The sequence below is a fragment of the Bordetella parapertussis genome, from assembly GCF_020735925.1.
GTDB lineage: Bacteria > Pseudomonadota > Gammaproteobacteria > Burkholderiales > Burkholderiaceae_B > Bordetella > Bordetella pertussis.
The window spans coordinates 2902549-2923968 of sequence record NZ_CP085971.1 but is presented as its reverse complement, the minus strand read 5'-3'; the positions used below and the strand labels follow the sequence as shown (position 1 = coordinate 2923968).

Annotated in this window: 19 protein-coding genes, 1 other RNA gene and 2 pseudogenes; 9 read left to right on the top strand and 13 right to left on the bottom strand. The window is 65.8% G+C overall.

What is annotated here, in order from left to right:
• The 5 genes and pseudogenes from LK409_RS13855 to LK409_RS13835 all read right to left on the bottom strand — a co-directional run bounded on the left by LK409_RS13855 (position 1) and on the right by LK409_RS13835 (position 3261).
• Positions 1–427, bottom strand: a pseudogene (locus LK409_RS13855) (Zn-ribbon domain-containing OB-fold protein).
• A 3-nt stretch (positions 428–430) separates the two neighbouring features.
• Positions 431–1603, bottom strand: coding sequence for a thiolase domain-containing protein (locus LK409_RS13850; protein ID WP_010928918.1), 1173 nt, complete (start codon positions 1601–1603; stop codon positions 431–433).
• Between the two features lie 66 nt (positions 1604–1669).
• Positions 1670–2029 carry a DUF4286 family protein gene (locus tag LK409_RS13845; RefSeq protein WP_010928917.1) on the bottom strand — a complete coding sequence of 120 codons (360 nt, stop codon included), beginning with the start codon at positions 2027–2029 and terminating at the stop codon, positions 1670–1672.
• A 34-nt stretch (positions 2030–2063) separates the two neighbouring features.
• Positions 2064–3038 carry a Bug family tripartite tricarboxylate transporter substrate binding protein gene (locus LK409_RS13840; protein WP_010928916.1) on the bottom strand — a complete coding sequence of 325 codons (975 nt, stop codon included), beginning with the start codon at positions 3036–3038 and terminating at the stop codon, positions 2064–2066.
• 52 nt (positions 3039–3090) lie between these two features.
• Positions 3091–3261: a hypothetical protein gene (locus tag LK409_RS13835; RefSeq protein WP_226376428.1), complete on the bottom strand. Its 171-nt coding sequence runs from the start codon at positions 3259–3261 to the stop codon at positions 3091–3093.
• Here LK409_RS13835 and LK409_RS13825 point away from each other — a divergent pair.
• Positions 3184–4072: pseudogene (locus LK409_RS13825) on the top strand (LysR family transcriptional regulator). The gene LK409_RS13835 and the pseudogene LK409_RS13825 overlap by 78 nt on opposite strands.
• A gap of 272 nt (positions 4073–4344) precedes the next feature.
• On the opposite strand, the gene LK409_RS13820 reads toward LK409_RS13825, so the two are convergent.
• The 8 genes from LK409_RS13820 to ompA all read right to left on the bottom strand — a co-directional run bounded on the left by LK409_RS13820 (position 4345) and on the right by ompA (position 10837).
• Entirely contained in the window at positions 4345–4737 is a 393-nt protein-coding gene (locus LK409_RS13820) for a type II toxin-antitoxin system HicB family antitoxin (protein WP_010928915.1), read from the bottom strand.
• 61 nt (positions 4738–4798) lie between these two features.
• Positions 4799–4981 carry a type II toxin-antitoxin system HicA family toxin gene (locus tag LK409_RS13815; RefSeq protein ID WP_010928914.1) on the bottom strand — a complete coding sequence of 61 codons (183 nt, stop codon included), beginning with the start codon at positions 4979–4981 and terminating at the stop codon, positions 4799–4801.
• Positions 4982–5529: 548 nt separating this feature from the next.
• Positions 5530–6750 carry an ISL3-like element IS1001 family transposase gene (locus tag LK409_RS13810; protein WP_010928912.1) on the bottom strand — a complete coding sequence of 407 codons (1221 nt, stop codon included), beginning with the start codon at positions 6748–6750 and terminating at the stop codon, positions 5530–5532.
• A 145-nt stretch (positions 6751–6895) separates the two neighbouring features.
• Positions 6896–7282, bottom strand: a transfer-messenger RNA (tmRNA) gene (gene ssrA / locus LK409_RS13805).
• A 42-nt stretch (positions 7283–7324) separates the two neighbouring features.
• Positions 7325–8512, bottom strand: a complete 1188-nt coding sequence (locus tag LK409_RS13800; RefSeq protein WP_010928911.1) for an MFS transporter — start codon at positions 8510–8512, stop codon at positions 7325–7327.
• Between the two features lie 217 nt (positions 8513–8729).
• Positions 8730–9407, bottom strand: coding sequence for an HAD-IA family hydrolase (locus tag LK409_RS13795; RefSeq protein ID WP_010928910.1), 678 nt, complete (start codon positions 9405–9407; stop codon positions 8730–8732).
• Positions 9404–10129 carry a bifunctional 2-polyprenyl-6-hydroxyphenol methylase/3-demethylubiquinol 3-O-methyltransferase UbiG gene (ubiG, locus tag LK409_RS13790; RefSeq protein ID WP_041937252.1) on the bottom strand — a complete coding sequence of 242 codons (726 nt, stop codon included), beginning with the start codon at positions 10127–10129 and terminating at the stop codon, positions 9404–9406. Before ubiG ends, LK409_RS13795 begins: the two co-directional genes overlap by 4 nt.
• Positions 10130–10255: 126 nt before the next feature.
• On the bottom strand, positions 10256–10837 hold the full coding sequence (gene ompA / locus LK409_RS13785) for an outer membrane protein OmpA (protein ID WP_003813377.1): 582 nt from the start codon (positions 10835–10837) through the stop codon (positions 10256–10258).
• 370 nt (positions 10838–11207) lie between these two features.
• Here ompA and gyrA point away from each other — a divergent pair, with 370 nt between their 5' ends.
• The 8 genes from gyrA (at position 11208) to LK409_RS13745 (ending at position 21359) form a co-directional block, all read left to right on the top strand.
• Entirely contained in the window at positions 11208–13889 is a 2682-nt protein-coding gene (gene gyrA, locus LK409_RS13780; protein WP_010926826.1) for a DNA gyrase subunit A, read from the top strand.
• Complete coding sequence (gene serC, locus LK409_RS13775; protein ID WP_003813372.1) at positions 13889–15022, top strand: 3-phosphoserine/phosphohydroxythreonine transaminase; 1134 nt, start codon at positions 13889–13891, stop codon at positions 15020–15022. Before gyrA ends, serC begins: the two co-directional genes overlap by 1 nt.
• A complete protein-coding gene (pheA, locus tag LK409_RS13770; protein WP_003813370.1) occupies positions 15015–16100 on the top strand; it encodes a prephenate dehydratase in 1086 nt (361 codons plus the stop codon). Before serC ends, pheA begins: the two co-directional genes overlap by 8 nt.
• 86 nt (positions 16101–16186) lie before the next feature.
• Entirely contained in the window at positions 16187–17086 is a 900-nt protein-coding gene (locus LK409_RS13765) for a prephenate dehydrogenase (protein WP_003813366.1), read from the top strand.
• The gene (aroA, locus tag LK409_RS13760) at positions 17083–18411 is read left to right on the top strand and encodes a 3-phosphoshikimate 1-carboxyvinyltransferase (protein WP_010928908.1); all 1329 of its coding nucleotides are present in this window, start codon (positions 17083–17085) and stop codon (positions 18409–18411) included. The genes LK409_RS13765 and aroA overlap by 4 nt, the downstream gene beginning before the upstream one ends.
• A gap of 14 nt (positions 18412–18425) precedes the next feature.
• Positions 18426–19097 (top strand): (d)CMP kinase, encoded by a 672-nt coding sequence (cmk, locus tag LK409_RS13755; RefSeq protein ID WP_010928907.1) that lies wholly within the window; start codon positions 18426–18428, stop codon positions 19095–19097.
• Between the two features lie 185 nt (positions 19098–19282).
• Positions 19283–20998, top strand: coding sequence for a 30S ribosomal protein S1 (gene rpsA, locus LK409_RS13750; RefSeq protein ID WP_010926825.1), 1716 nt, complete (start codon positions 19283–19285; stop codon positions 20996–20998).
• A gap of 1 nt (position 20999) precedes the next feature.
• Positions 21000–21359, top strand: coding sequence for an integration host factor subunit beta (locus tag LK409_RS13745; RefSeq protein ID WP_010928906.1), 360 nt, complete (start codon positions 21000–21002; stop codon positions 21357–21359).
• Positions 21360–21420 lie beyond the last annotated feature (61 nt).

The window sequence follows — 21420 nt, the reverse complement described above, 5'->3', positions numbered from 1 at the left end:
CTAGTCCTTGTCGTGATCGTGCGCCGGGGCGAACACCGGCAGCAGCCGGCCTTGCTGCGTCGGGCGGAAGCGGGCGCTGACGCGCTGGCCGATGCGCACGCCGTCGGGCGGGGTCGCAGTCGACGATATTGGTCAGCATCAACGGGCCCTCGGCCAGCCTGACGTAGGCCACGACGTAGGGTGTCGCGGTACGCGCCACGCTGAAGCTGAAGATCTCGCCCTGGCCGCTCGATGCGGTCCAGCGAGGGTCCGGGGCCTTGCAGAAAGGGCAGAACGCGCGGGGGTGCCAATGGAAGCATTCGCACCGGACGCACTGGGGCAACAGCAGCGTGCCGGTTTCGGCCGCCTGCCAGAACGGCGCCGATTCCGGATATGCAAGGGCGTAGGGGTCGGCCTGCCAGCCGCACGCCTGTTCGCTGATATGCATCTGTCAATCCTCCCGCTCGAAAATGACGGTGGTGTGCGAATGGCCGATGCCATAGACCCCGCCGGGACCGGCCGCCAGGGCCAGGTCGCAGTTCTTCACCTGTACGGCCGGATGCGCCTCGCCGCGCAGCTGGCGCACGGCCTCGATCGCCTTGGTCATGCCGCCCCGATTGGCCGGATGGTTGTTGCACAGTCCGCCGCCGTCGGTATTGAAAGGCAGCCGTCCCACGCCGGATATCAGGTTGCCGTCGGCCACGAAGCGTCCCCCTTCGCCTTTGGGGCAGAAGCCGAGGTCTTCCAGTTGCATGATGACCATGATGGTGAAGTTGTCGTAGATGGACGCATATTTGATATCCGCCGGTGTCACGCCAGCCTGGGCGAACGCCGCGGGCGCCGAGCGGGCGGCGCCCGTCACCAGCAGGTCTTCATGGTGGCCGCCGTTGTTGGTGCGGATGGTCTCGCCGTGGCCCACCACCTTGATGCGCGGCCGATTCAGGCTGCGCGCCACTTCGGGCGCCACGATCACCAATGCGCCGCCGCCGTCGGTGATGACGCAGCAGTCCAGCCGGTGCAGCGGGTCGGCCACCATCGGCGAGCCCAGCACGTCGTCCACCGTATAGACCTTGCGCAGCAGCGCGTTGGGGTTGTGCTGCGCATGATGCGAGGCGGCGACCTTGACCCATGCCAGTTGCTCGCTGGTCGTGCCGTATTCGTGCATGTGGCGGCGCGCGAAATTCCCGTAGATGGTGCCTATCGTCCAGCGGTATGCCGAGTCCCATGGCGCCGAGGGCCGGTCCGGGCCCGGGATGCGCGGCTCGGTACCCGTGGCCTGGCCCTCGCTGCGCGGGCGTCCGGCGAGGGTGATCAGGGCCACCGAGCACTTGCCAGCGGCGATGGCATGGGCGGCGTGGCCGATCTGCGCAAGATAGGAGCCGCCCCCGATCTCGGTGCCGTCCACATGCCGCGGCGTCAGGTTCAGGTAGTCCACCATATAGGCGGGCCCCAGGCCGGCGTCGCCGGCGCAGAAATACCCGTCCACGTCGGCGAAACTCAGGCCGGCGTCGTCCAGCGCGCCGCGCGCGCTCTCCGCATGCAATTGCGCCACGGACTTGTCCGGCGCATGGCGCAGGGGATGTTCATAGGCGCCCGCCACATAGGCCAGAGCGTGTCTCGTCATGTCTGTCTCCATCCTCCGGCAGGTCCCCGCGCCGCGCGATGCGGGTCGGGGCTGGGCCGGAACCTGTTATTTCGGCTGCTGTCCGTGCGGCCTCGCCTGCACCTTGGGCGTCACGGCCTTGTAGGCGTAGGCAATCCGATGTTCCGCGATAGAGGGGGACATGGGCATCAACGGGGTATTGACGCGGCTGATCAGGGTGTCGAATGTGTGGCGCAAGTCATCGGTCTCGATGTCGAACACCGTCATGAAGCGCCATGGATGCGGGCCGGCCTTCAGCTGTTCCTGCTCCAGCTCGAAGCGCTGCCCCGCCTTGAACCCCGGCACGGCCAGCACGTCGGGAAGATGCTGGTTCACATACCATTCATCGAACTGATCTTCCATGCCCTCGGTCGGGTTGGTAAACACCACCAATCGATATTCCTGCATGCTGTTGCCCCTCCTGTTGTATATGGTCCCGCCGCTAGATCCGGATGCCGGAGCGCCGCACCACCTCTCCCCACCGGCGGTACTCGGCCGCGAGAAAGTCTTTCGCTTCCTGCGGACTCGTCGGCATGGCGTCGATGGCGAAATTGGCCAGCGCCTTGCGCACCTCGTCCGTGGCGAGGGAGGCGTGCAGCGCGGCGGCCAGCCTGTCGATGACGTCTGCCGGCGTTCCCGCCGGGGCGTAGGCAGCCATCCACCCGAGAACCTCGAATCCCGGCAGCGTTTCGGCTATGGCCGGAACGTCGGGCAGCGCCGGCGAGCGCTTGCGGCTCGTGACGGCCAGCGCGCGCAGGTCGCCGTTCCTGATCAGCGGCAGGGACGGCCCGATGTTGTTGCAAAGGAACTCGAACTGCCCGCCCTTGGCATCGGTGAACAACTGCTGCGTTCCCTTGTATGGAACGTCCACGGTGTCGATGCCGGCTTCCTGCTTCAGCGCCTCGAGCACCAGGTGCGGAGAGGTGCCGATGCCCGTATGGCCGAATGCGGGCTTGCGTCCCTTCCCGCGGCCGGCTTCGAGCAGTTGCGCCAGTGTCCGGGCGTCCGACGCGTGCGTTGCCATCACCACCGAGGCGACCCCGCCCAGCATGGAAATGGGCTCGAAGTCCGTCAGGGGTTGATAGGGAATGTCGGCGATCAGATGCGGGTTGACCGCCAGCGCGCCCGACGTGGCGAGCAGGATGGTGTATCCGTCCGGGGCCGCCTTGGCGACGTAATTCGTCGCGATGGTCTGGTTGCCGCCCGTGCGGTTTTCGATCACCACCGGCTGGCCCAGGATCTTGCTCATTTCCTGGCCCAGCAGGCGCGGCAGGAAGTCCGTCACGCCGCCGGGCGGGCTGGGCGAAATGAACCGGATGGGCTTTTGCGGAAACTCGCCAGCCATGGCGCTCATCGGCCAGCCCAGCGCGGGCAGGGCTGCCGCGCCCAGGACCTTCAGTGCATGTCTACGATTCATGTCTCCCCCTGTCGTTATCGATATCGGATCCGGAGCGGGCCGGTTCGGTGGATCAACGAGAGCTTAGATACGCAGCCATAATGAGTAAAATACTATTTTTAGTTAATTTGATAATAAAAACGATATGGCTGATTTCGTGGCAAGCATGAACCTGAAGAGCCTGCGCCACTTCTGCGTTGTCGCCACCGAACTGAACCTGCGCCGCGCCGCCGAACAGCTTCATATCGCGCAGCCGGCGCTGTCGGTCTCCATCGCGCAGCTGGAGTCGAGACTGGGCGCCAGGCTGTTCGTGCGCGGACGGCGAGGTGTCACGCTCACCGAGGCCGGCGCGCTGCTGCCCGAAGCCATGCAGATCCTGCGGCACGCCGAAAGGCTGCCGTTCCTCGCCCCGGGACGCCGCGAGCGGCGACGTCGGCACCCTGCGGCTGGCCTTCGTCGGCAGCGCCCCCTATCGCCTGCTGCCGCAGGCACTGCCGCAACTGCAGCGCGCCCACCCGGGCGTCCACGTCGAACTGTACGAGGCCACCACCGATCGCATTGTCGAAGGCCTGCACAATCGGACGTTCGACCTGGGCATCGTGCGCTATCCGCTGGACGCGTTTCCGGGCCTGGAGCTCGAGCTGGTGGACGAGGACGGTTTCTGCGTGGCGCTGCCGCACGACCATGCGTTGGTCGCGGCCGGGGAAATCTCGCTGCGCGACCTGGCCGACGAGCCGCTGTTGCTGCCGCCGCGCGAACATTCGCCGCCCTTGCGCGCGCTCATGCTCGAGGGCTTCCAGGCCCAGGGCATCATGCCTCGCATCGCCAATCACATGGCCACGCAGACCGCCACCGTGCTGGCGCTGGTGGAAATGGGCGCCGGCATCGCGCTGGTTCCGCAATCCATCGTGGGCCGTGTCGGCTACCGCGTGGCGTTCCGTCCGCTTGCCCCAGGCTCGCGATTCCGTACGGGCCTGGCGCTGCTGAGCAGTCCGGACCACCACACTACGCTGGCAGACCACTTCCGGCGCGCGATCCGCCAGCGCATGGGCTAGGGCAGGAGCCGCGGATGGCCGCTCGCCGGTTCGCGGCGCAGGAACTCGTCCAGGCCGGGGGCGGGCGCTGTCCGGAAAGAAAAGTAGCCGTGCGAAGTGAAACTCATGCCACGTACGTCGAGTTTTGATAGTGGTACAGGCATGTGGATGCCAGGCCGCCAGACTCGCAAGGTAAGCAGCATTGACTTTGTGCTACCCACGCAAACGATAGCCCCGATACGGATTGTCCAGTCGGGGCTTTCCGCTGGGTGCGTCGGATGCAATATGCGTCATCAGGCAGTCATGGCGAGATGTGCGATGTAGCTGCTCCGGCTTTCGCCGGCGGCGCGGGCGCGATCATCCAGGCGCTTGAGAATTCGGCGCGGGATTGTGATGTTCACGCGCTCGACAGTTTCATCCAAGACTGCAGGATCGACATCAGCAATCGCCCAAATCCAGTTGGCGAACTCAGGATTGGCCTGATGATTGGCTATGTTGGTTGCCGCAGGAATGGGGGCGCCGGAGTCGATGGCCGTTTCAATCCACAACTCAATGGCTTCCTTGGCGTTCTCGATTGCTTGATCAATCCCTTCGTCCGCTGCGGAAAAGCAGCCGGGCAGATCAGGAACAACGACTCCCCAGGCGCGCGTGTCGCTGCCGGGTTCAATGGCAATGGGATATTTCACTTTTCTGTGCTCCTTGTGTGGCATGGACCAACAGGCCCCGGATTGCTCCGAGGCTTGTGTCTCACTTCAAACCAGCTGCTTTGAGGATGCTGTTTAGTAGTCCGATGCCGAGATCCTTTTTAGGGTGAGGGACGCTGATATGTCCGGGGCGGTCTGGGTGGGCGAAAACGTGGTGGGAGCCCTTAACGCTCCGCAGTGTCCACCCGGACCGCTCAAGCTGCTTGATCAGTTCTTTGCCGTCCATGTGTGTACTATACACACTTTCAATGTGTATAGTACACATCGGAAAACTATTTTGCCCCGCGCGAGGTGTTGCGCGGGGCTTTTCATTTCCCCGCCCGCTACCGAGGGGCCGCGCACTGGGCAGCGCGCGGGGTTGGGGTCGTCGTCGCCGGGCGGCGTGCAATAGGTAGCACCCGGCAAGTTCAAGAGTGCGACGAAAAGAAATGCGACTTTCAGCGATGCGCGGCGATGCCGGCTACCGGTCGTATCGTAGGCTCCCGCGCGGCGTTATTCCGCACGTTTTCATCGAAGGCGTCTACGTGACGGACTGCGTTACTGCCGATACGCGCCGTGGTTTCGTTCTCGTCCCCGTGCGCGACGGACAGGGGCGCATGGTCATCAATGCTCGGCACTCGGCCGTAGTTCTCCAGTGCATCTACGGGCGGGTAGCGATCGAGCTGCGGCGAGTCGACCGGCGTACAGATGGTGCGGTACTGCCTCGTCGCCCGAGTCCCACTTGCGGGCTGGGAAAAGCTGACCAAGCAACCCAAAACAGCCCAAAAAAAAGGTTCATCGCGCATTGCCGGGGAAGGCGGCACGGATTTTGAGGAAGAAGTATTCCTGGTCGCGGTAGCCGTAAGCGCGCCGCTTGATGACCTTGATAGTGTTGTTGATGCCCTCGACAATGCTGGTGTTCAGGGGATGTCGGCATCTGGCCAGGATGCCGTGCAGATAGCCTTTCAAGCGCTGAGCGAAGGTGTTCAAGGCGGCTATTCCGCTTTGCTCGGCCTGCTTGTACCAGTGGTTCCAGGCTTGTCTTGCCCAGGCAGGTCTTTGGTAGAACCAGAGCCGTTTGAGTTCGTCACGCAGGACATAGACCGTCAGCAGCGGCTGGTTGGCTTGCAGCAATTCGTCGAGCCGGACGGCCTGCTGCCGATCCAGGTTGTCACGGTTGCGCAGCAGCAGCCAGCGACTCGATTTGATGATCCTGCGTGCGGGACGATCCTGGCGTAGTTGATTGGCCTGATCCACGCGCACCCGATCAATGACCTCTCGTCCATACTTGGCCACGACATGGAACAAGTCATAGACGATCTCCGCCTGTGGGCTGTGGGCCTGGATCTCCAACTCGTAGGCGGTGGTCATGTCGATGGCAACGGCCTTGATGCGTTGGGCGGCCCCAGGCGGCAATTGTTCGAAGAACGCCCGGGCCGTCTCGCGTGAGCGTCCTGGGCCAATCCACAGCACCTGCCTGCCGATCGGATCGACCACCACTGTCGCGTAGCGATGCCCTTTGTGCAGGGCAAACTCGTCCATCGCCAAATACTCGATCTTGGACCAATCCGGTTCGCGCACCGACGCACGCAGCCGAGCCTTGTCCAGCGTCTTGACGGTATGCCAACCCAGCTCGAAGAACCTCGCCACCGCCTGCACGTTGCTCGATTGCAGCAATTGGCTGCAGGCCTGCGCCAGCCGATCCGTCACCCGTTGATATCGCCCCAGCCAGGCAAGCCGCTCCAGGCGCGGGCCGCCGCATTGCTCACACCACAAGCGTCGGCGCGGCACGTGCAGAACGACCCGATACTCGAATAACGGCAGATCTCGCACCCGTCGAACCGTGGTCTCATGCACCTGGCGACACCGCGCGCCGCACTGCTCGCACAGCATCACCTTGGCCGTTGGCTTCAAATAGATCGACAGCGTGCGCCCTGGGTCTTCGGGCCATTCCACGCGTTCGACGCCATAGCCCTGCCAGCCTCCCAGCGACTCCAGCAACTTGCGATCCAGCATCTCCCTGCACTCCTGATGGCAAATACCTGCCGTCAAGAATACGAAAACTTGCCAAACCCCTCCACGCTATTGCGCGATGAACCAAAAAAAATAGCCAACTTTTGAAGTTGGCTATTAGGTAAATACTTGATACTTAACGGAAATTTGGTGGAGCCGGGGGGAATTGAACCCCCGTCCGCAAGCCCTCCGCAACCAGTTCTACATGCTTAGTCGATCTATTTGGATTTAACCCTGGACTTAGCCGATCGACGGGCCGGACCAGGGCGATTCACGTAATTTAAACCAACGCCGTGTGACCCCAGCGGTGGCCGATTCCTTGTGAATGTCGCTGCTGCGGTTCGGGGTTGCCCCCTGGGAAGTTGCCTTCCCCCGCCTGACCCAAGGACAGATCAGTGCAGCGGCTCACCGCTTAAGCGGCGAGAGCGAAACGCTCGTCGTTGGCGTTTGTAGTGTTCCAGTGGATTAACGAGCTTACTGGTGCTCGGCATGCCCTGAGCTGTTTCATGACCCACGTCGAATCCGGATCGGCCCCAAGGTTGACAGCCATTGTACCGTTAATTCGGCCCGCGCGTCTTCATGGTTCGACGCCCGGCGCGGGCGCCGCCGGGTGGGGCGTGGACGGGCGCCGCGACAGCACCAGCGCGATGGCCAGGCCCACCGCCGCGAGGACGATGACGGCGGCGACCGTGCCCAGGGACGCCAGGCCGCGGCTGTCGATGAAGTGGCCGCCCACGGCTGCGCCCAGGCCGATGCCGATGTTGGCGCCCGAGATGTTCAACGACGCGGCGAAGGCCGGCGCCTGCGGGGCGGCCTTGATGACGCGCACGTGGCAGACCGTCAGCAGCGCGGCCTGGGCGACGCTCCACAGCGCCAGCGCGAGCGCCAGCCAGTACGGCGCCTGCATGGCCTGGGCGACGAACAGCAGGCCGGCGGTCATGATCAGGCTGAACAGGATGGTGGCGCCCAGCGGGCTGCGGTCGACCAGGCGCCCGCCGAGCCAGTTGCCCAATATGCCGGCGCCGCCGAAGGCCATCATGGTCCAGCCCACGACCTTGCCGTCGAAGCCGGCCAGGCGCTCGAGCATGTCGGCCAGGTAGGTGTAGGCGGTGAACATGCCGGTGAAGACAAGCAGGGACAGCATCACATGGCCCAGCAGCCTGGGGTCGCGCAGGATGCGCAGCTGGGTGCTCAGGCGCTGGTTCTGGCGCCCCGTCCTGGGTTTGGGAAAGTAGGCCAGCAGCAGCAGCAGGGCCTTGGCCCAGGCCACGGCGGTCAGCACCGCGAAGGCGGCGCGCCAGCCGAAGGCGTCGGAAATCAGCACGCCGATGGGAATGCCCAGGACGGTGGCGGCGACGATGCCGAAGCCGATGATGGATATGGCGCGCCCCGCATAGGCGGGGCCGACCAGCTCGACGGCGGTGGCGCTGGCCAGCGACCAGAACACGGGCAGCGCCAGGGCGGGCACGAAGCGGGCGAACGCCATGACCCAGATGTTGGGCGAGACGGCGGCCAGGGCATTGGCCAGGCCGAACAGCACCAGCACCCAGACGAACAGGCGCTTGCGCTCGAGATTGGCCAGCAGGGCGGTCAGCACCGGGCCGGCGGCGGCCACCGTGAAGGCGAACAGCGATACCAGCAGGCCGGCCTGCGACACGGTGACCTGCAGGTCGCGCGCCAGGGGCGGCAGCAGGCCGACGATCAGGAATTCCGTGGTCAGAATGGTAAAGCCTGCCGCGGACAGCAGAATGATGGGCAACAACATAGGATTCTCCGCGCACCGGCGAGGCGGGCGCGTTGGGGGGGGAACGGTTGGACGCGCCGGCGGCTGGGCGGCGCCGGCGCAGGAACGTTACGCTAGAGGAATGCGGTGACGGGATAAAGGCGGGAATCTCGGCATGACTGTTCGCGTGGATGGAACAATCAGTGGCCGGGTGTGGCGCCGGCACGGGCATGAGGCCCGCGCCGGCCGTCGCCGAAGGTCAGGCCGTGGCGCGCGTGGGCAGCAAGGGTTCGATGGCGGACCACAGTTCGCGCGGCGAAGCGGCGCACGCCTCGGCCTGCCAGGTCGTGACGTCCTCTTCCATGTCAACGTAGCCGTAGGCCGCCGCCACCGCCGGCATGCCGGCCGCATGGGCCGCCTGGATGTCGCGCAGGTCGTCGCCCACGTAGACGCATCGCCCGGCCTCGACGCCGGCCTGCTCGGCCGCGTGCAGCAGGGGCAGGGGATGCGGCTTGGCGTGGGCGGTGGTGTCGCCGCAGACCAGCACCGCGCTGTCGCGCGTCAGGCCCAGGTGTTCGACGATGGGCAGCGTCAGGTAGGTGACCTTGTTGGTGACGATGCCCCAGGACAGGCCGCGCTGGGCGATATCCTCGAGCAGGTCGGCGATGCCCGGGAACAGGCGGCTGTGCACGGTGGATTCGGCCGCATAGTCTTCCAGGAACTGCAGCCGCGTCGGCTCGTAGTCGGGATGGTCGGGCAACAGGCCCAGCGCGGCGCGCAGCAGGCCGCGCGCGCCCTGGGAAGCCATCGGCCGCAGCGCTTCGTAGGGCATGGGCTCCAGGCCCTTGCGAGTGCGTTGCCGGTTGGCGGCGGCGGCCAGGTCGGGGGCCGTATCGGCCAGGGTGCCGTCGAAATCGAACAGGATGAGGGCGCTCATTTGCGGGTGGACATCAGGTAGTTGACCGAGGTGTTGGCCGACAGCGAATAGACCTGGGTAATGGGGTTGTACTCCATGCCGCGCATGCCCGTGGGTTCCAGGCCGGCCTGGCGCGCGCTGGCGGCCAGTTCGCTGGGCTTGATGAAGCTGTCGTAGCTGTGGGTGCCGCGCGGCAGCAGGCGCAGAACGTATTCGGCGCCGACGATGGCGAACAGGAATGACTTGGGGTTGCGGTTCAGGGTGGAGAAGAACACCCATCTGCCGGGCTTGGCCAGCGCGGCGCAGGCCCGCACGACGGAGGCCGGATCCGGCACGTGCTCGAGCATTTCCATGCAGGTCACCACGTCGTACTGGCCCGGCTGCTCGGCGGCCAGTTCCTCGACGGGCACGGCGCGGTAATCGACCTTCACGCCGGACTCCAGCCCGTGCAGGCGGGCGATCTTGAGCGATTTCTCGGCCAGGTCGATGCCGGTGACCTGCGCGCCGGCCACGGCCATGCTCTCGGACAGGATGCCGCCGCCGCAGCCCACGTCCAGCACGCGCTTGCCGCTCAGGCTGCCGGCGGTCTCCTGGATCCAGCCCAGGCGCAGCGGGTTGATGGCATGCAGCGGCTTGAATTCGCTTTCCGGGTCCCACCAGCGGGCGGCCAGCGCGCTGAATTTCTCGACCTCGGCTTGGTCGACGTTGACGCCGGGGGCGCTGGATTGGGTGGCTGTCGTCATGGGCGCGGGGGTCGGCGGGCCGACCGGCTCTATGTAAGGGTACGGCATGCCGCGCCGGGAGGGCGCGGCAAGAAAAAAGGGCCTCGCTATGCGAGGCCCCCCTCATTGTAGCGGCTAGCGCTGCAATTAGTTCTTGCGGCTACCGACGATCTCGATTTCCACGCGACGGTTCTGGGCACGGCCTTCACGCGTCTTGTTCGAAGCGATCGGTTGCAGTTCGCCCTTGCCTTCCGTGTAGATACGGTTGGGGTCGATACCCTTGCTGACCAGGTAGGTCTTGACCGCAGCGGCACGGCGCTCGGACAGCTTCTGGTTGTAGGCTTCGGTGCCGATCGAGTCCGTGTGGCCAACGGCGATGATCGTTTCCAGATCGATCGTGCCGGCTTGCTGGGCGACTTGATCCAGCAGCTGGCGGCCTTCCGGCTTCAGCGTCGACTTGTCGAAGTCGAAGAAGGTGTCAGCATTGAACACGACCTTGGCGGCCATGGGAGCGGGCTTTTCCTTCTGAGCGACCGGAACGCCGTCGCAACCGGGGATGCCGGTAGCCGGGGTCCAGAACGCATCGCGCCAGCACAGTTCATTGGTGCCGTTCTTCCAAACGTCGCCAAACGGATTGCGCCAGTTGTCCACGGTTTGCGCGGAAGCTGCACCAGAGGCCGTAACAGCGGCGAAGGCGAGCGCCAGAGCGAATTTGGAGGGTTTGTTCATGTTTCTCCTCGTTGAGCTTGAAGCTGGATAAGTGACTCGCAGCGAACCCCCGCCGCATATCAGGAAAACGGGGCCAGTATAGCAACGCCAAGAACAGGTTCAAAGGATCGCTACTGGGTCTCCTGCGTGCTGGAAACAATCTTAAGGCATTTGGGTGGCTTTGGCTGCCCTAGACCGTTGCATTGACCGTGGATATTGAGCATTTCAGGGCTCGCCGCCTTGATCATGTTGGTTTTTGGCAACAAGGCGGGGAAGCGCGCAAGCAAGCCCGCCGGGGCGGCCCCAAAGGAGGCAAAAAGGATCGAATGATAGAATTTCCTGTTTACCCGGCTCGGGTTCATCCTTACATACGATTCTGTCGCCTATATATATGGATTCCTTCGCCAAGGAGACGCTTCCGGTATCGCTGGAAGAAGAGATGCGCCGTAGCTATCTTGATTACGCGATGAGCGTGATCGTGGGGCGCGCGCTGCCAGACGTGCGTGACGGTCTCAAGCCTGTGCATCGCCGCGTGCTGTACGCGATGCACGAACTGAACAACGATTGGAACCGTGCCTATAAGAAGTCCGCGCGTATCGTCGGGGACGTCATCGGTAAGTACCACCCGCACGGCGACCAGTCGGTATACGACACCATCGTCCGCATGGCGCAGGACTTCTCCATGCGCTACATGCTGGTCGACGGCCAGGGCAACTTCGGCTCCATCGACGGCGACAACGCCGCGGCGATGCGCTACACCGAAATCCGCCTGGCCAAGATCGCGCACGAGTTGCTGGCCGATATCGACCAGGAAACGGTCGACTTCGGGCCCAACTACGACGGCAGCGAACAGGAGCCCCTGCTGCTGCCTTCGCGCCTGCCCAACCTGCTGGTCAACGGCAGCTCGGGTATCGCCGTGGGCATGGCCACCAACATTCCCCCGCACAACCTGCAGGAAGTGGTCGACGGCTGCCTGTATTGCCTGCGCAATCCGGAATGCTCGATCGACGAGCTGATCGAACTGATCCCGGCGCCGGACTTTCCCACGGGCGGGGTGATCTACGGCATCACGGGCGTTCGCGAGGGGTACCGCACCGGGCGCGGCCGCGTCATCATGCGCGCCAAGACCCACTTCGAGGACATGGAGAAGGGCAACCGCCAGGCCATCGTGGTCGACGCGATTCCCTACCAGGTCAACAAGAAGACCCTGCAGGAGCGCATCGCCGAGCTGGTCAACGACAAGAAGATCGAGGGCATTTCGGACATCCGCGACGAGTCGGACAAGGACGGCATGCGCCTGGTCATCGAGCTCAAGCGCGGCGAAGTGCCCGAGGTGGTGCTGAACAACCTGTACAAGAATACGCAGCTGCAGGACACCTTCGGCATGAACCTGGTGGCGCTGGTCGACGGCCAGCCGCGCCTGCTGAACCTCAAGCAGCTGATCGAGTACTTCCTGCAGCATCGCCGCGAAGTGGTGACGCGCCGCACCGTGTTCCAGCTGCGCAAGGCGCGCGAACGCGGCCACGTGCTGGAAGGCCTGGCGGTGGCGCTGGCCAACATCGACGACTTCATCGCCATCATCAAGGCGGCGCCCACCCCGCCGGTGGCGCGCCAGGAATTGATGGCGCGTTCCTGGGATTCGTCGCTGGTGCGTGAAATGCTGGCCCGCGTCGACGGCGACGCCGCCGGCGGCGTCGCGGCATTCCGCCCCGACGACCTGGCGCCCGAGTACGGGCTGCAGGGCGATGGCAACTACCGGCTGAGCGAGACCCAGGCGCAGGAAATCCTCAACATGCGCCTGCAACGCCTGACCGGCCTGGAGCAGGACAAGATCATCGGCGAGTACAAGGACGTGATGGCCACCATCGCCGACCTGCTCGACATCCTGGCCCGCCCGGAGCGCATCACCACGATCATCAGCGAAGAGCTGCAGGCCATCAAGGCCGAGTTCTCGACCTCGGCCAAGGATACGCGCCGCGCCGAAATCGAAGTCAACGCCACCGAGCTCGATACCGAAGACCTGATCACGCCGATGGACATGGTGGTCACCCTGTCGCATGGCGGATACATCAAGAGCCAGCCGCTGTCCGAGTACCGTTCGCAAAAGCGCGGCGGACGCGGCAAGCAGGCTACGGCCATGAAGGAGAACGACTGGGTCGACCAGCTGTTCATCGCCAATACGCACGACTACCTGCTGTGCTTCTCCAACCGGGGCCGGGTGTACTGGCTGAAGGTGTGGGAGGTGCCGCAGGGCACGCGCAACTCGCGCGGCAAGCCCATCGTCAACATGTTCCCGCTGGCCGACGGCGAGAAGGTGACCGTGGTGCTGCCGGTCAAGGAATTCAGCGAAGACCACTACGTCTTCATGGCGACGTCGCGCGGCACGGTCAAGAAGACCCCGCTGTCCGACTTCTCGAACCCGCGCAAGGCCGGCATCATCGCCGTCGACCTGGATGACGGCGATTACCTGATCGGCGCCGACCTGACCGACGGCAAGCACGATGTGATGCTGTTCTCCGACGCCGGCAAGGCGGTGCGCTTCGACGAGAACGACGTGCGTCCGATGGGCCGCAATGCGCGCGGCGTGCGCGGCATGATGCTCGAAGAGGGCCAGACCGTCATCGCGCTGCTGGTGGCCGGCGACGAGACCCAGAGCGTGCTGACCGCCACCGAGAACGGCTACGGCAAGCGCACCCCGATCACCGAGTACACCCGCCATGGCCGCGGCACCAAGGGCATGATCGCCATCCAGACCAGCTCGCGCAACGGCCGCGTGGTCGGCGCCGTGCTGGTGATGCCGTCCGACGAGATCATGCTGATCACCACCGGCGGCGTGCTGGTGCGCACCCGCGTGGCCGAGATTCGCGAGATGGGCCGCGCCACGCAGGGCGTCACGCTGATCAGCGTCGATGACGGCAGCAGCCTGTCCGGCGTGCGGCGCGTGGTCGAAAGCGATGCCGACGCCGATGACGAGGATGGCGGCGAAGATCTCGGCGAAGAGGGCGGCGACCAAGGCGGCGACGATACCGGCGCCCAGGGCAAGGATTCTGAACCGACTGAACCTACGGAGTAATGATGGCTCGCCCCTGGAATTTCTCGGCAGGCCCCTCGGCCTTGCCCGAGGCGGTGCTGCAGCAAGCCGCCGCCGAAATGCTGGACTGGCACGGCAGCGGCATGTCCGTGATGGAAATGAGCCACCGCGGCAAGCACTTCGTGCAGATCTGCGACGAGGCCGAGGCCGACCTGCGCGAACTGCTGGGACTTCCGGCCGACTACGCCGTGATGTTCATGCAGGGCGGCGGGCTGGGCGAAAACGCCATCGTGCCCATGAACCTGATGGGCCGGCGCAGCACGCCGGCGGCCGATTTCGTGGTGACCGGCCACTGGTCGACCCGTTCGCACAAGGAGGCGGGCCGCTACGGCGACGCGCAGATCGCGGCCAGCGCCGCCGAGGCCACCGAGATCGACGGCCAGGCCCAGTCCTCCTGGACCTGGCTGCCGCCGGTCGATACCTGGCGCGTGCGCAAGGATTCGGCCTATCTGCACCTGTGCAGCAACGAAACCATAGGCGGCGTCGAGTTCACCGAATGGCCCGATCCGGCCAGCCTGGGCGCGCCCGACGTGCCGCTGGTGGTCGACGTGTCCTCGCATTTCCTGTCGCGTCCGCTGGACATCGCGCGCGCGGGGCTGGTGTTTGCCGGCGCCCAGAAGAACGCCGGCCCGGCCGGCGTGACCGTGGTCATCGCGCGCCGCGACCTGCTGGGCCATGCGCTGCCGATCTGCCCGTCGGCGTTCGACTATGCCAACGTGGCGGCCGATCACTCGCGCTACAACACACCGCCCACTTTCGCCATCTACGTGATGGGCCTGGTGTTCAAGTGGATCAAGGCGCACGGGGGCGTGCGCGGCATGGAAGAGGCCAACCGCGCCAAGGCCGAGTTGCTGTATGGCTACCTGGACGGCTCCGCGTTCTACCGCAACCCGGTGCAGCCAGCGGTGCGCTCGCGCATGAACGTGCCGTTCGTGCTGCGCGACGAATCCCTCAACGATGCCTTCCTGCAAGGCGCGGAAGCGGCCGGCCTGATGCAGCTCAAGGGCCACAAGAGCGTCGGCGGCATGCGGGCCTCGATTTACAACGCCATGCCGCTGGCCGGCGTGCAGGCCCTGATCGATTACCTCAAGGAGTTCGAGCGCCGCCATGGATGATTCCCTGCAGGACAAGCTGCGGCCGCTGCGCGACCGCATCGACGCCATCGACGCCCAGATCCTCGACCTGCTGTCGCAGCGCGCGCGCACCGCGCAGGAAGTGGGCTCGGTCAAGCACGCCGCGCACGCGGATGGCCCGGTGCTGCGCCCCGAGCGCGAAGCCGAAGTGATCCGCCGCTTGCAGCACAGCAACCCGGGGCCGTTCCCCAAGGCCGCCGTGGCAGCCGTCTGGACCGAGATCATGTCCGCCTGCCGCGGCCTGGAGCGCGGCATGACCGTGGCCTATCTCGGGCCGCAGGGCTCGTTCTCCGAACAGGCCGCGCTCGAGCATTTCGGCCATTCGGTGCAGCAGCTGCCGTGCCCCTCGTTCGATGAGGTGTTCCGTGCCGTCGAGGCCGGGCAGGCCGACGTCGGCATGGTGCCGGTGGAAAACTCCACCGAGGGCGCGGTCAACCGCAGTCTGGACCTGCTGCTGAACACGCCGCTGACCATCCTGGGCGAGCGCTCGCTGGTGATCCGCCACTGCCTGATGAGCCAGTCCGGCACGATGGACGGCATCAAGACGATCTCGGCGCATCCCCAGGCGCTGGCACAGTGCCAGGGATGGCTGACGCGCCATTACCCGGACCTCAATCGCGTGGCGGCGGCCAGCAATTCCGAGGCTGCCCGCGTGGCCGCCGAGGACCCGACGGTCGCGGCCATCGCTGGCGAAGTCGCCGCGCCGGCCTGGAACCTGCGCGTCGTGGCCGCCGGCATCCAGGACGATCCGCAGAACCGCACGCGCTTCCTGGCTGTCGGCCATATCGAGCCATTGAGCAGCGGCAAGGACAAGACCAGCCTGATCCTGGCCGTGCCCAACCGCGCCGGCGCCGTCTATGACATGCTGGCGCCGATGGCGGCCAACGGCGTTTCCATGACGCGCTTCGAATCGCGCCCGGCGCGCACGGGCCAGTGGGAATACTATTTCTACGTCGACGTGCTGGGCCATCGCGATGACGCGAACGTGGCCCGCGCACTGGCGGCATTGCAGGCGCAGGTGGCCTTCTTCAAGGTGCTGGGTTCGTATCCGGCGCAATAGGGCCACGGCGTGGTTGACGCACACCAGGCGGCCGGCGTGACGGAGCGTGTGTCCGTCCGGCGCTGCCATATTGTTTTTCTGCAGGTATGAGCGCGAACAATTCGGCAAACGGGCAGGGGCCCCTGGTCCCCGTGCTGGCTGTGGCCGGCGTAGGCTTGATCGGTGGCTCGTTCGCCGCCGCGTTGCGCCACGCCGGGCAGGTCGGCACCATTCTCGGCGTGGGCCGCAACCCGGCGTCGCTGGCGCGTGCGCGCGAGCTGGGCCTGATCGACGAGGCCGTCTCGCCCGAGGAAGCGGCGGCGCGCGCAGACCTGGTGCTGCTGTCCACCCCGGTGGGCGGGCTGGGCGCGATGCTGGCGCGCATGCGCGACCATCTGCGGCCGGGCTGCCTGCTGACCGATGCCGGCAGCACCAAATCGCAGGTCGTCATGGCGGCGCGTCAGGCGCTGGGCGAGCAGGTTTCCTGTTTCGTGCCGGGGCATCCGATCGCCGGAGGCGAGCGCACCGGGCCCGAGGCGGCCGACGCGGGGCTGTACGTACGGCGTGCGGTAGTGCTTACGCCCCTGCCGGAGAACGCGGCCGCATCGGTGGCGCGCGTGCGCGCCTGCTGGCACGCATGCGGGGCGCACGTGGTCGAGATGGACGACGTGGCGCACGACCGGCTGCTGGCTTCGGTCAGCCACATGCCGCACTTCCTGGCCGCCGTCTACATGGCCCAGGTGGCCGGCTCCGATGACGCCCAGGCGCGCATGGATCTGGCCGGTAGCGGTTTTCGGGATTTCACGCGCATCGCGGCCGGTTCGCCGGAAATGTGGCGCGATATCTTTTTGTCCAACCAGGCCGCCATGCAGTCCGAGCTGGCGGCCCTGCGACGGGTGCTCGACGAGGCCGAGCAGGCATTGGGCGCCGGCGACGGCGCGGGCCTGCAGGCCTTGCTGGAGCGCGCGGCGCACGCGCGGCGCAATTGGCGCAAGGATTCCAAATGAGCGGATTGGCATATCTCGACCTGCCCGCGGCGCGCCTGGCGCGCGGCGAGGTGGCCCTGCCGGGTTCCAAGAGCATCTCCAACAGGGTATTGCTGCTGGCCGCGCTGGCCGAAGGCAGCACCGAAATCACGGGCCTGCTCGATTCCGATGACACCCGCGTCATGCTGGCCGCGTTGCGCCAGCTGGGCGTATCGGTGGGCGAGGTGGCCGATGGCTGCGTGACCATCGAAGGCGTGGCGCGCTTTCCGATCGAACAGGCCGAGCTGTTCCTGGGCAACGCCGGCACCGCGTTCCGGCCGCTGACCGCGGCGCTGGCGTTGATGGGCGGCGATTACCGCCTGTCCGGCGTGCCGCGCATGCACGAGCGACCCATCGGCGACCTGGTCGACGCCTTGCGCCAGTTCGGCGCCGGGATCGAATATCTAGGGCAGGCGGGGTATCCGCCGCTGCGCATCGGCGGCGGCAGCATTCGCGTCGACGGGCCGGTGCGGGTGGAGGGCTCGGTGTCCAGCCAGTTCCTGACCGCCTTGCTGATGGCCGCCCCCGTGCTGGCTCGGCGCAGCGGCCAGGACATCACCATCGAGGTGGTGGGCGAGCTGATTTCCAAACCCTATATCGAGATCACGCTCAATCTGATGGCGCGTTTTGGCGTGTCGGTGCGGCGCGACGGCTGGCGCGCCTTCACGATCGCGCGCGATGCGGCCTACCGCGGCCCGGGCCGCATGGCGATCGAGGGCGATGCCTCGACGGCGTCGTACTTCCTGGCCCTGGGCGCCATCGGCGGCGGGCCGGTGCGCGTCACCGGCGTGGGCGAGGACAGCATCCAGGGCGACGTGGCGTTCGCCGCGACGCTGGCGGCGATGGGCGCCGACGTGCGCTATGGCCCGGGCTGGATCGAGACGCGCGGCGTGCGGGTGGCCGAGGGCGGACGCCTGAAGGCGTTCGACGCCGACTTCAACCTGATTCCCGACGCCGCCATGACGGCCGCGACGCTGGCGCTGTACGCCGACGGCCCATGCCGCCTGCGCAACATCGGCAGCTGGCGCGTCAAGGAGACCGACCGCATCCACGCCATGCACACCGAGCTGGAGAAGCTGGGGGCGGGCGTGCAAAGCGGGGCGGACTGGCTGGAGGTGGCGCCGCCGGCGCCCGGCGGCTGGCGCGACGCCCACATCGGCACCTGGGACGACCACCGCATGGCCATGTGCTTCTCGCTGGCCGCGTTCGGTCCGGCTGCGGTGCGCATCCTGGATCCGGGCTGCGTCAGCAAGACTTTCCCCGATTATTTCGACGTGTACGCGGGCCTGCTGGCCGCGCGGGACTGAACGGCGCCTGCCCCATGGCTATTTCCGCATCCGCCGGCGCCGCGCCGGTCATCACCATCGACGGCCCCACGGCTTCCGGCAAGGGCACCATCGCGCACCGGGTGGCCAAGCAGCTGGGCTGGGACGTGCTCGACAGCGGCGCCCTGTACCGGCTGACCGCCCTGGCCGCGTTGCGGCGCGGCCTGCCGGCCACCGACGAACCGGCGGTGGCCGCCGTGGCCCAGGCGCTGGACGTACGGTTCGACGGGCCGCATGTCTACCTGGAAGGGCGGGATGCCGGGCACGAAATCCGCCAGGAAGAGGTCGGAAACTACGCTTCGTGCATCGCCGCCTACCCGGGCGTTCGTCAGGCCTTGCTGGAGCGCCAGCGGGCTTTCCGGCAGCCGCCGGGCCTGGTCGCCGACGGCCGCGACATGGGGACGGTCGTGTTTCCTGATGCGTCCCTGAAAATATTTCTGGTGGCCGATGTCGAGGCGCGCGCGCAAAGACGCTGTAAGCAGTTGATCAAAAAGGGAATTTCTGCTAATCTAGATGACCTGCTACGCGATATGCGTGAACGCGATGCGCGCGACACGCAGCGTGCGGTGGCACCGCTTGCCCCGGCTGCCGATGCGCATGTGCTGGATTCTTCCGGCCTGACCATCGAACAGACCGTACAGGCCGTGCTGGATTTCTGGCGCGCCTAGCCACGGCGCGTGTTGTTTGGGCAGTACCTCAGTACCTGTTTGAGGCCCTGACGGCCAATCTCCAGCCCCCACGGGACACCCCGCAAGGGCCGGCGAAGCCGGCAGGTTTTACCACTCCACTGCTGCGGGCAATCCGTTGCGGTGTGTTTTGAACGGCCAATCCCGGCCAAATGGATTCCAACCTAATGTCTTCCGTTTCCACCTCCGCCATCGTTGGCGGCGAAAACTTCGCCGACCTGTTCGCAGAAAGCCTCAAGAGCCAGGACATGAAGTCCGGCGAGGTCATCAGTGCCGAAGTCGTGCGCGTCGATCACAATTTCGTGGTCGTCAACGCCGGCCTGAAGTCCGAAGCGCTGATTCCCCTGGAAGAGTTCCTCAATGACCAGGGCGAACTCGAAGTTCAACCCGGCGACTTCGTCTCGGTGGCGATCGATTCGCTGGAGAACGGCTACGGCGACACCATCCTGTCGCGCGACCGCGCCAAGCGTCTGTCGGCCTGGCTGCAACTGGAGCAGGCCCTCGAGAACGGCGAGCTGGTCACCGGCACGATCACCGGCAAGGTCAAGGGCGGCCTGACCGTCATGACCAACGGCATCCGCGCGTTCCTGCCCGGTTCGCTGGTCGACCTGCGCCCGGTCAAGGACACCACGCCGTACGAAGGCAAGACCCTCGAATTCAAGGTCATCAAGCTGGACCGCAAGCGCAACAACGTCGTGCTGTCGCGCCGCCAGGTGCTGGAAGCCAGCATGGGCGAAGAGCGCCAGAAGCTGCTCGAGACGCTGCACGAAGGCGCGGTGGTCAAGGGCGTGGTCAAGAACATCACCGACTACGGCGCGTTCGTCGACCTGGGCGGCATCGATGGCCTGCTGCACATCACCGACATGGCCTGGCGCCGCGTGCGTCACCCGTCCGAAGTCCTGCAAGTGGGTCAGGAAGTCGAAGCCAAGGTGCTCAAGTTCGACCAGGAAAAGAGCCGCGTCTCCCTGGGCGTCAAGCAGCTGGGCGAAGATCCGTGGGTGGGCCTGGCTCGCCGCTATCCGCAGGGCACCCGCCTGTTCGGCAAGGTCACCAACCTGACCGACTACGGCGCGTTCGTCGAAGTCGAAGCCGGCATCGAAGGCCTGGTGCACGTGTCCGAAATGGACTGGACCAACAAGAACGTCGATCCGCGCAAGGTCGTGACCCTGGGCGAAGAAGTCGAAGTCATGGTCCTGGAAATCGACGAAGACCGTCGCCGCATTTCGCTGGGCATGAAGCAGTGCCGCCAGAACCCGTGGGAAGAGTTCGCCACCAACTTCAAGCGTGGTGACAAGGTCCGCGGCGCCATCAAGTCGATCACCGACTTCGGCGTGTTCGTCGGCCTGCCCGGCGGCATCGACGGCCTGGTCCACCTGTCCGACCTGTCGTGGACGGAATCGGGCGAGGAAGCCGTGCGCAACTTCAAGAAGGGCGACGAGCTGGAAGCCGTGGTGCTGGGCATCGATACCGACAAAGAGCGCATCTCGCTGGGTATCAAGCAGCTCGAAGGCGACCCGTTCAACAACTTCGTTGCCACGCACGACAAGGGCGCCGTTGTTCCGGGCACCATCAAGTCGGTCGAGCCCAAGGGCGCCGTGATCACCCTGTCGGTGGACGTGGAAGGCTACCTGCGCGCTTCCGAGATCTCCTCGGGCCGCGTCGAGGACGCCACCACCGTGCTGAAGGCTGGCGAGAACATCGAAGCCATGATCGTCAACATCGACCGCAAGGCGCGTTCGATCCAGCTGTCGATCAAGGCCCGCGATAACGCCGAGACGGCCGAAACCATCCAGCGCATGTCCGAGGCGAGCGCTTCGTCGGGTACGACGAACCTGGGCGCGCTGCTCAAGGCCAAGCTGGACCAACAGCGCAACGACGGTTGACGTGACCAAGTCGGAGCTGATCGCCGCGTTGGCGGCCCGCTATCCTCAGCTGGCCGCCCGCGACACCGATTACGCTGTCAAGACCATGCTCGATGCAATGACCCAGGCCCTGGCCTCGGGTCAGCGCATCGAAATCCGCGGGTTTGGCAGCTTCTCGCTGTCGCAGCGCTCCCCCCGTATTGGGCGCAATCCGAAGTCGGGCGAACAAGTGCTGGTACCTGGCAAGCAGGTGCCGCACTTCAAGGCCGGCAAGGAGCTGCGCGAGCGGGTCGATCTGGTTGGCAACGATCAGGGCGACGACTCGTCCAACGGGTCGTCCGACCCGCTGCAATCGGTCATGGATATGCATGCCATGCACTGATGTGCCGCGCAGGGCGTCCCGCGTGGTTGGCGTTGTACCGGCAAAGCCCCTTGCTTGTTCA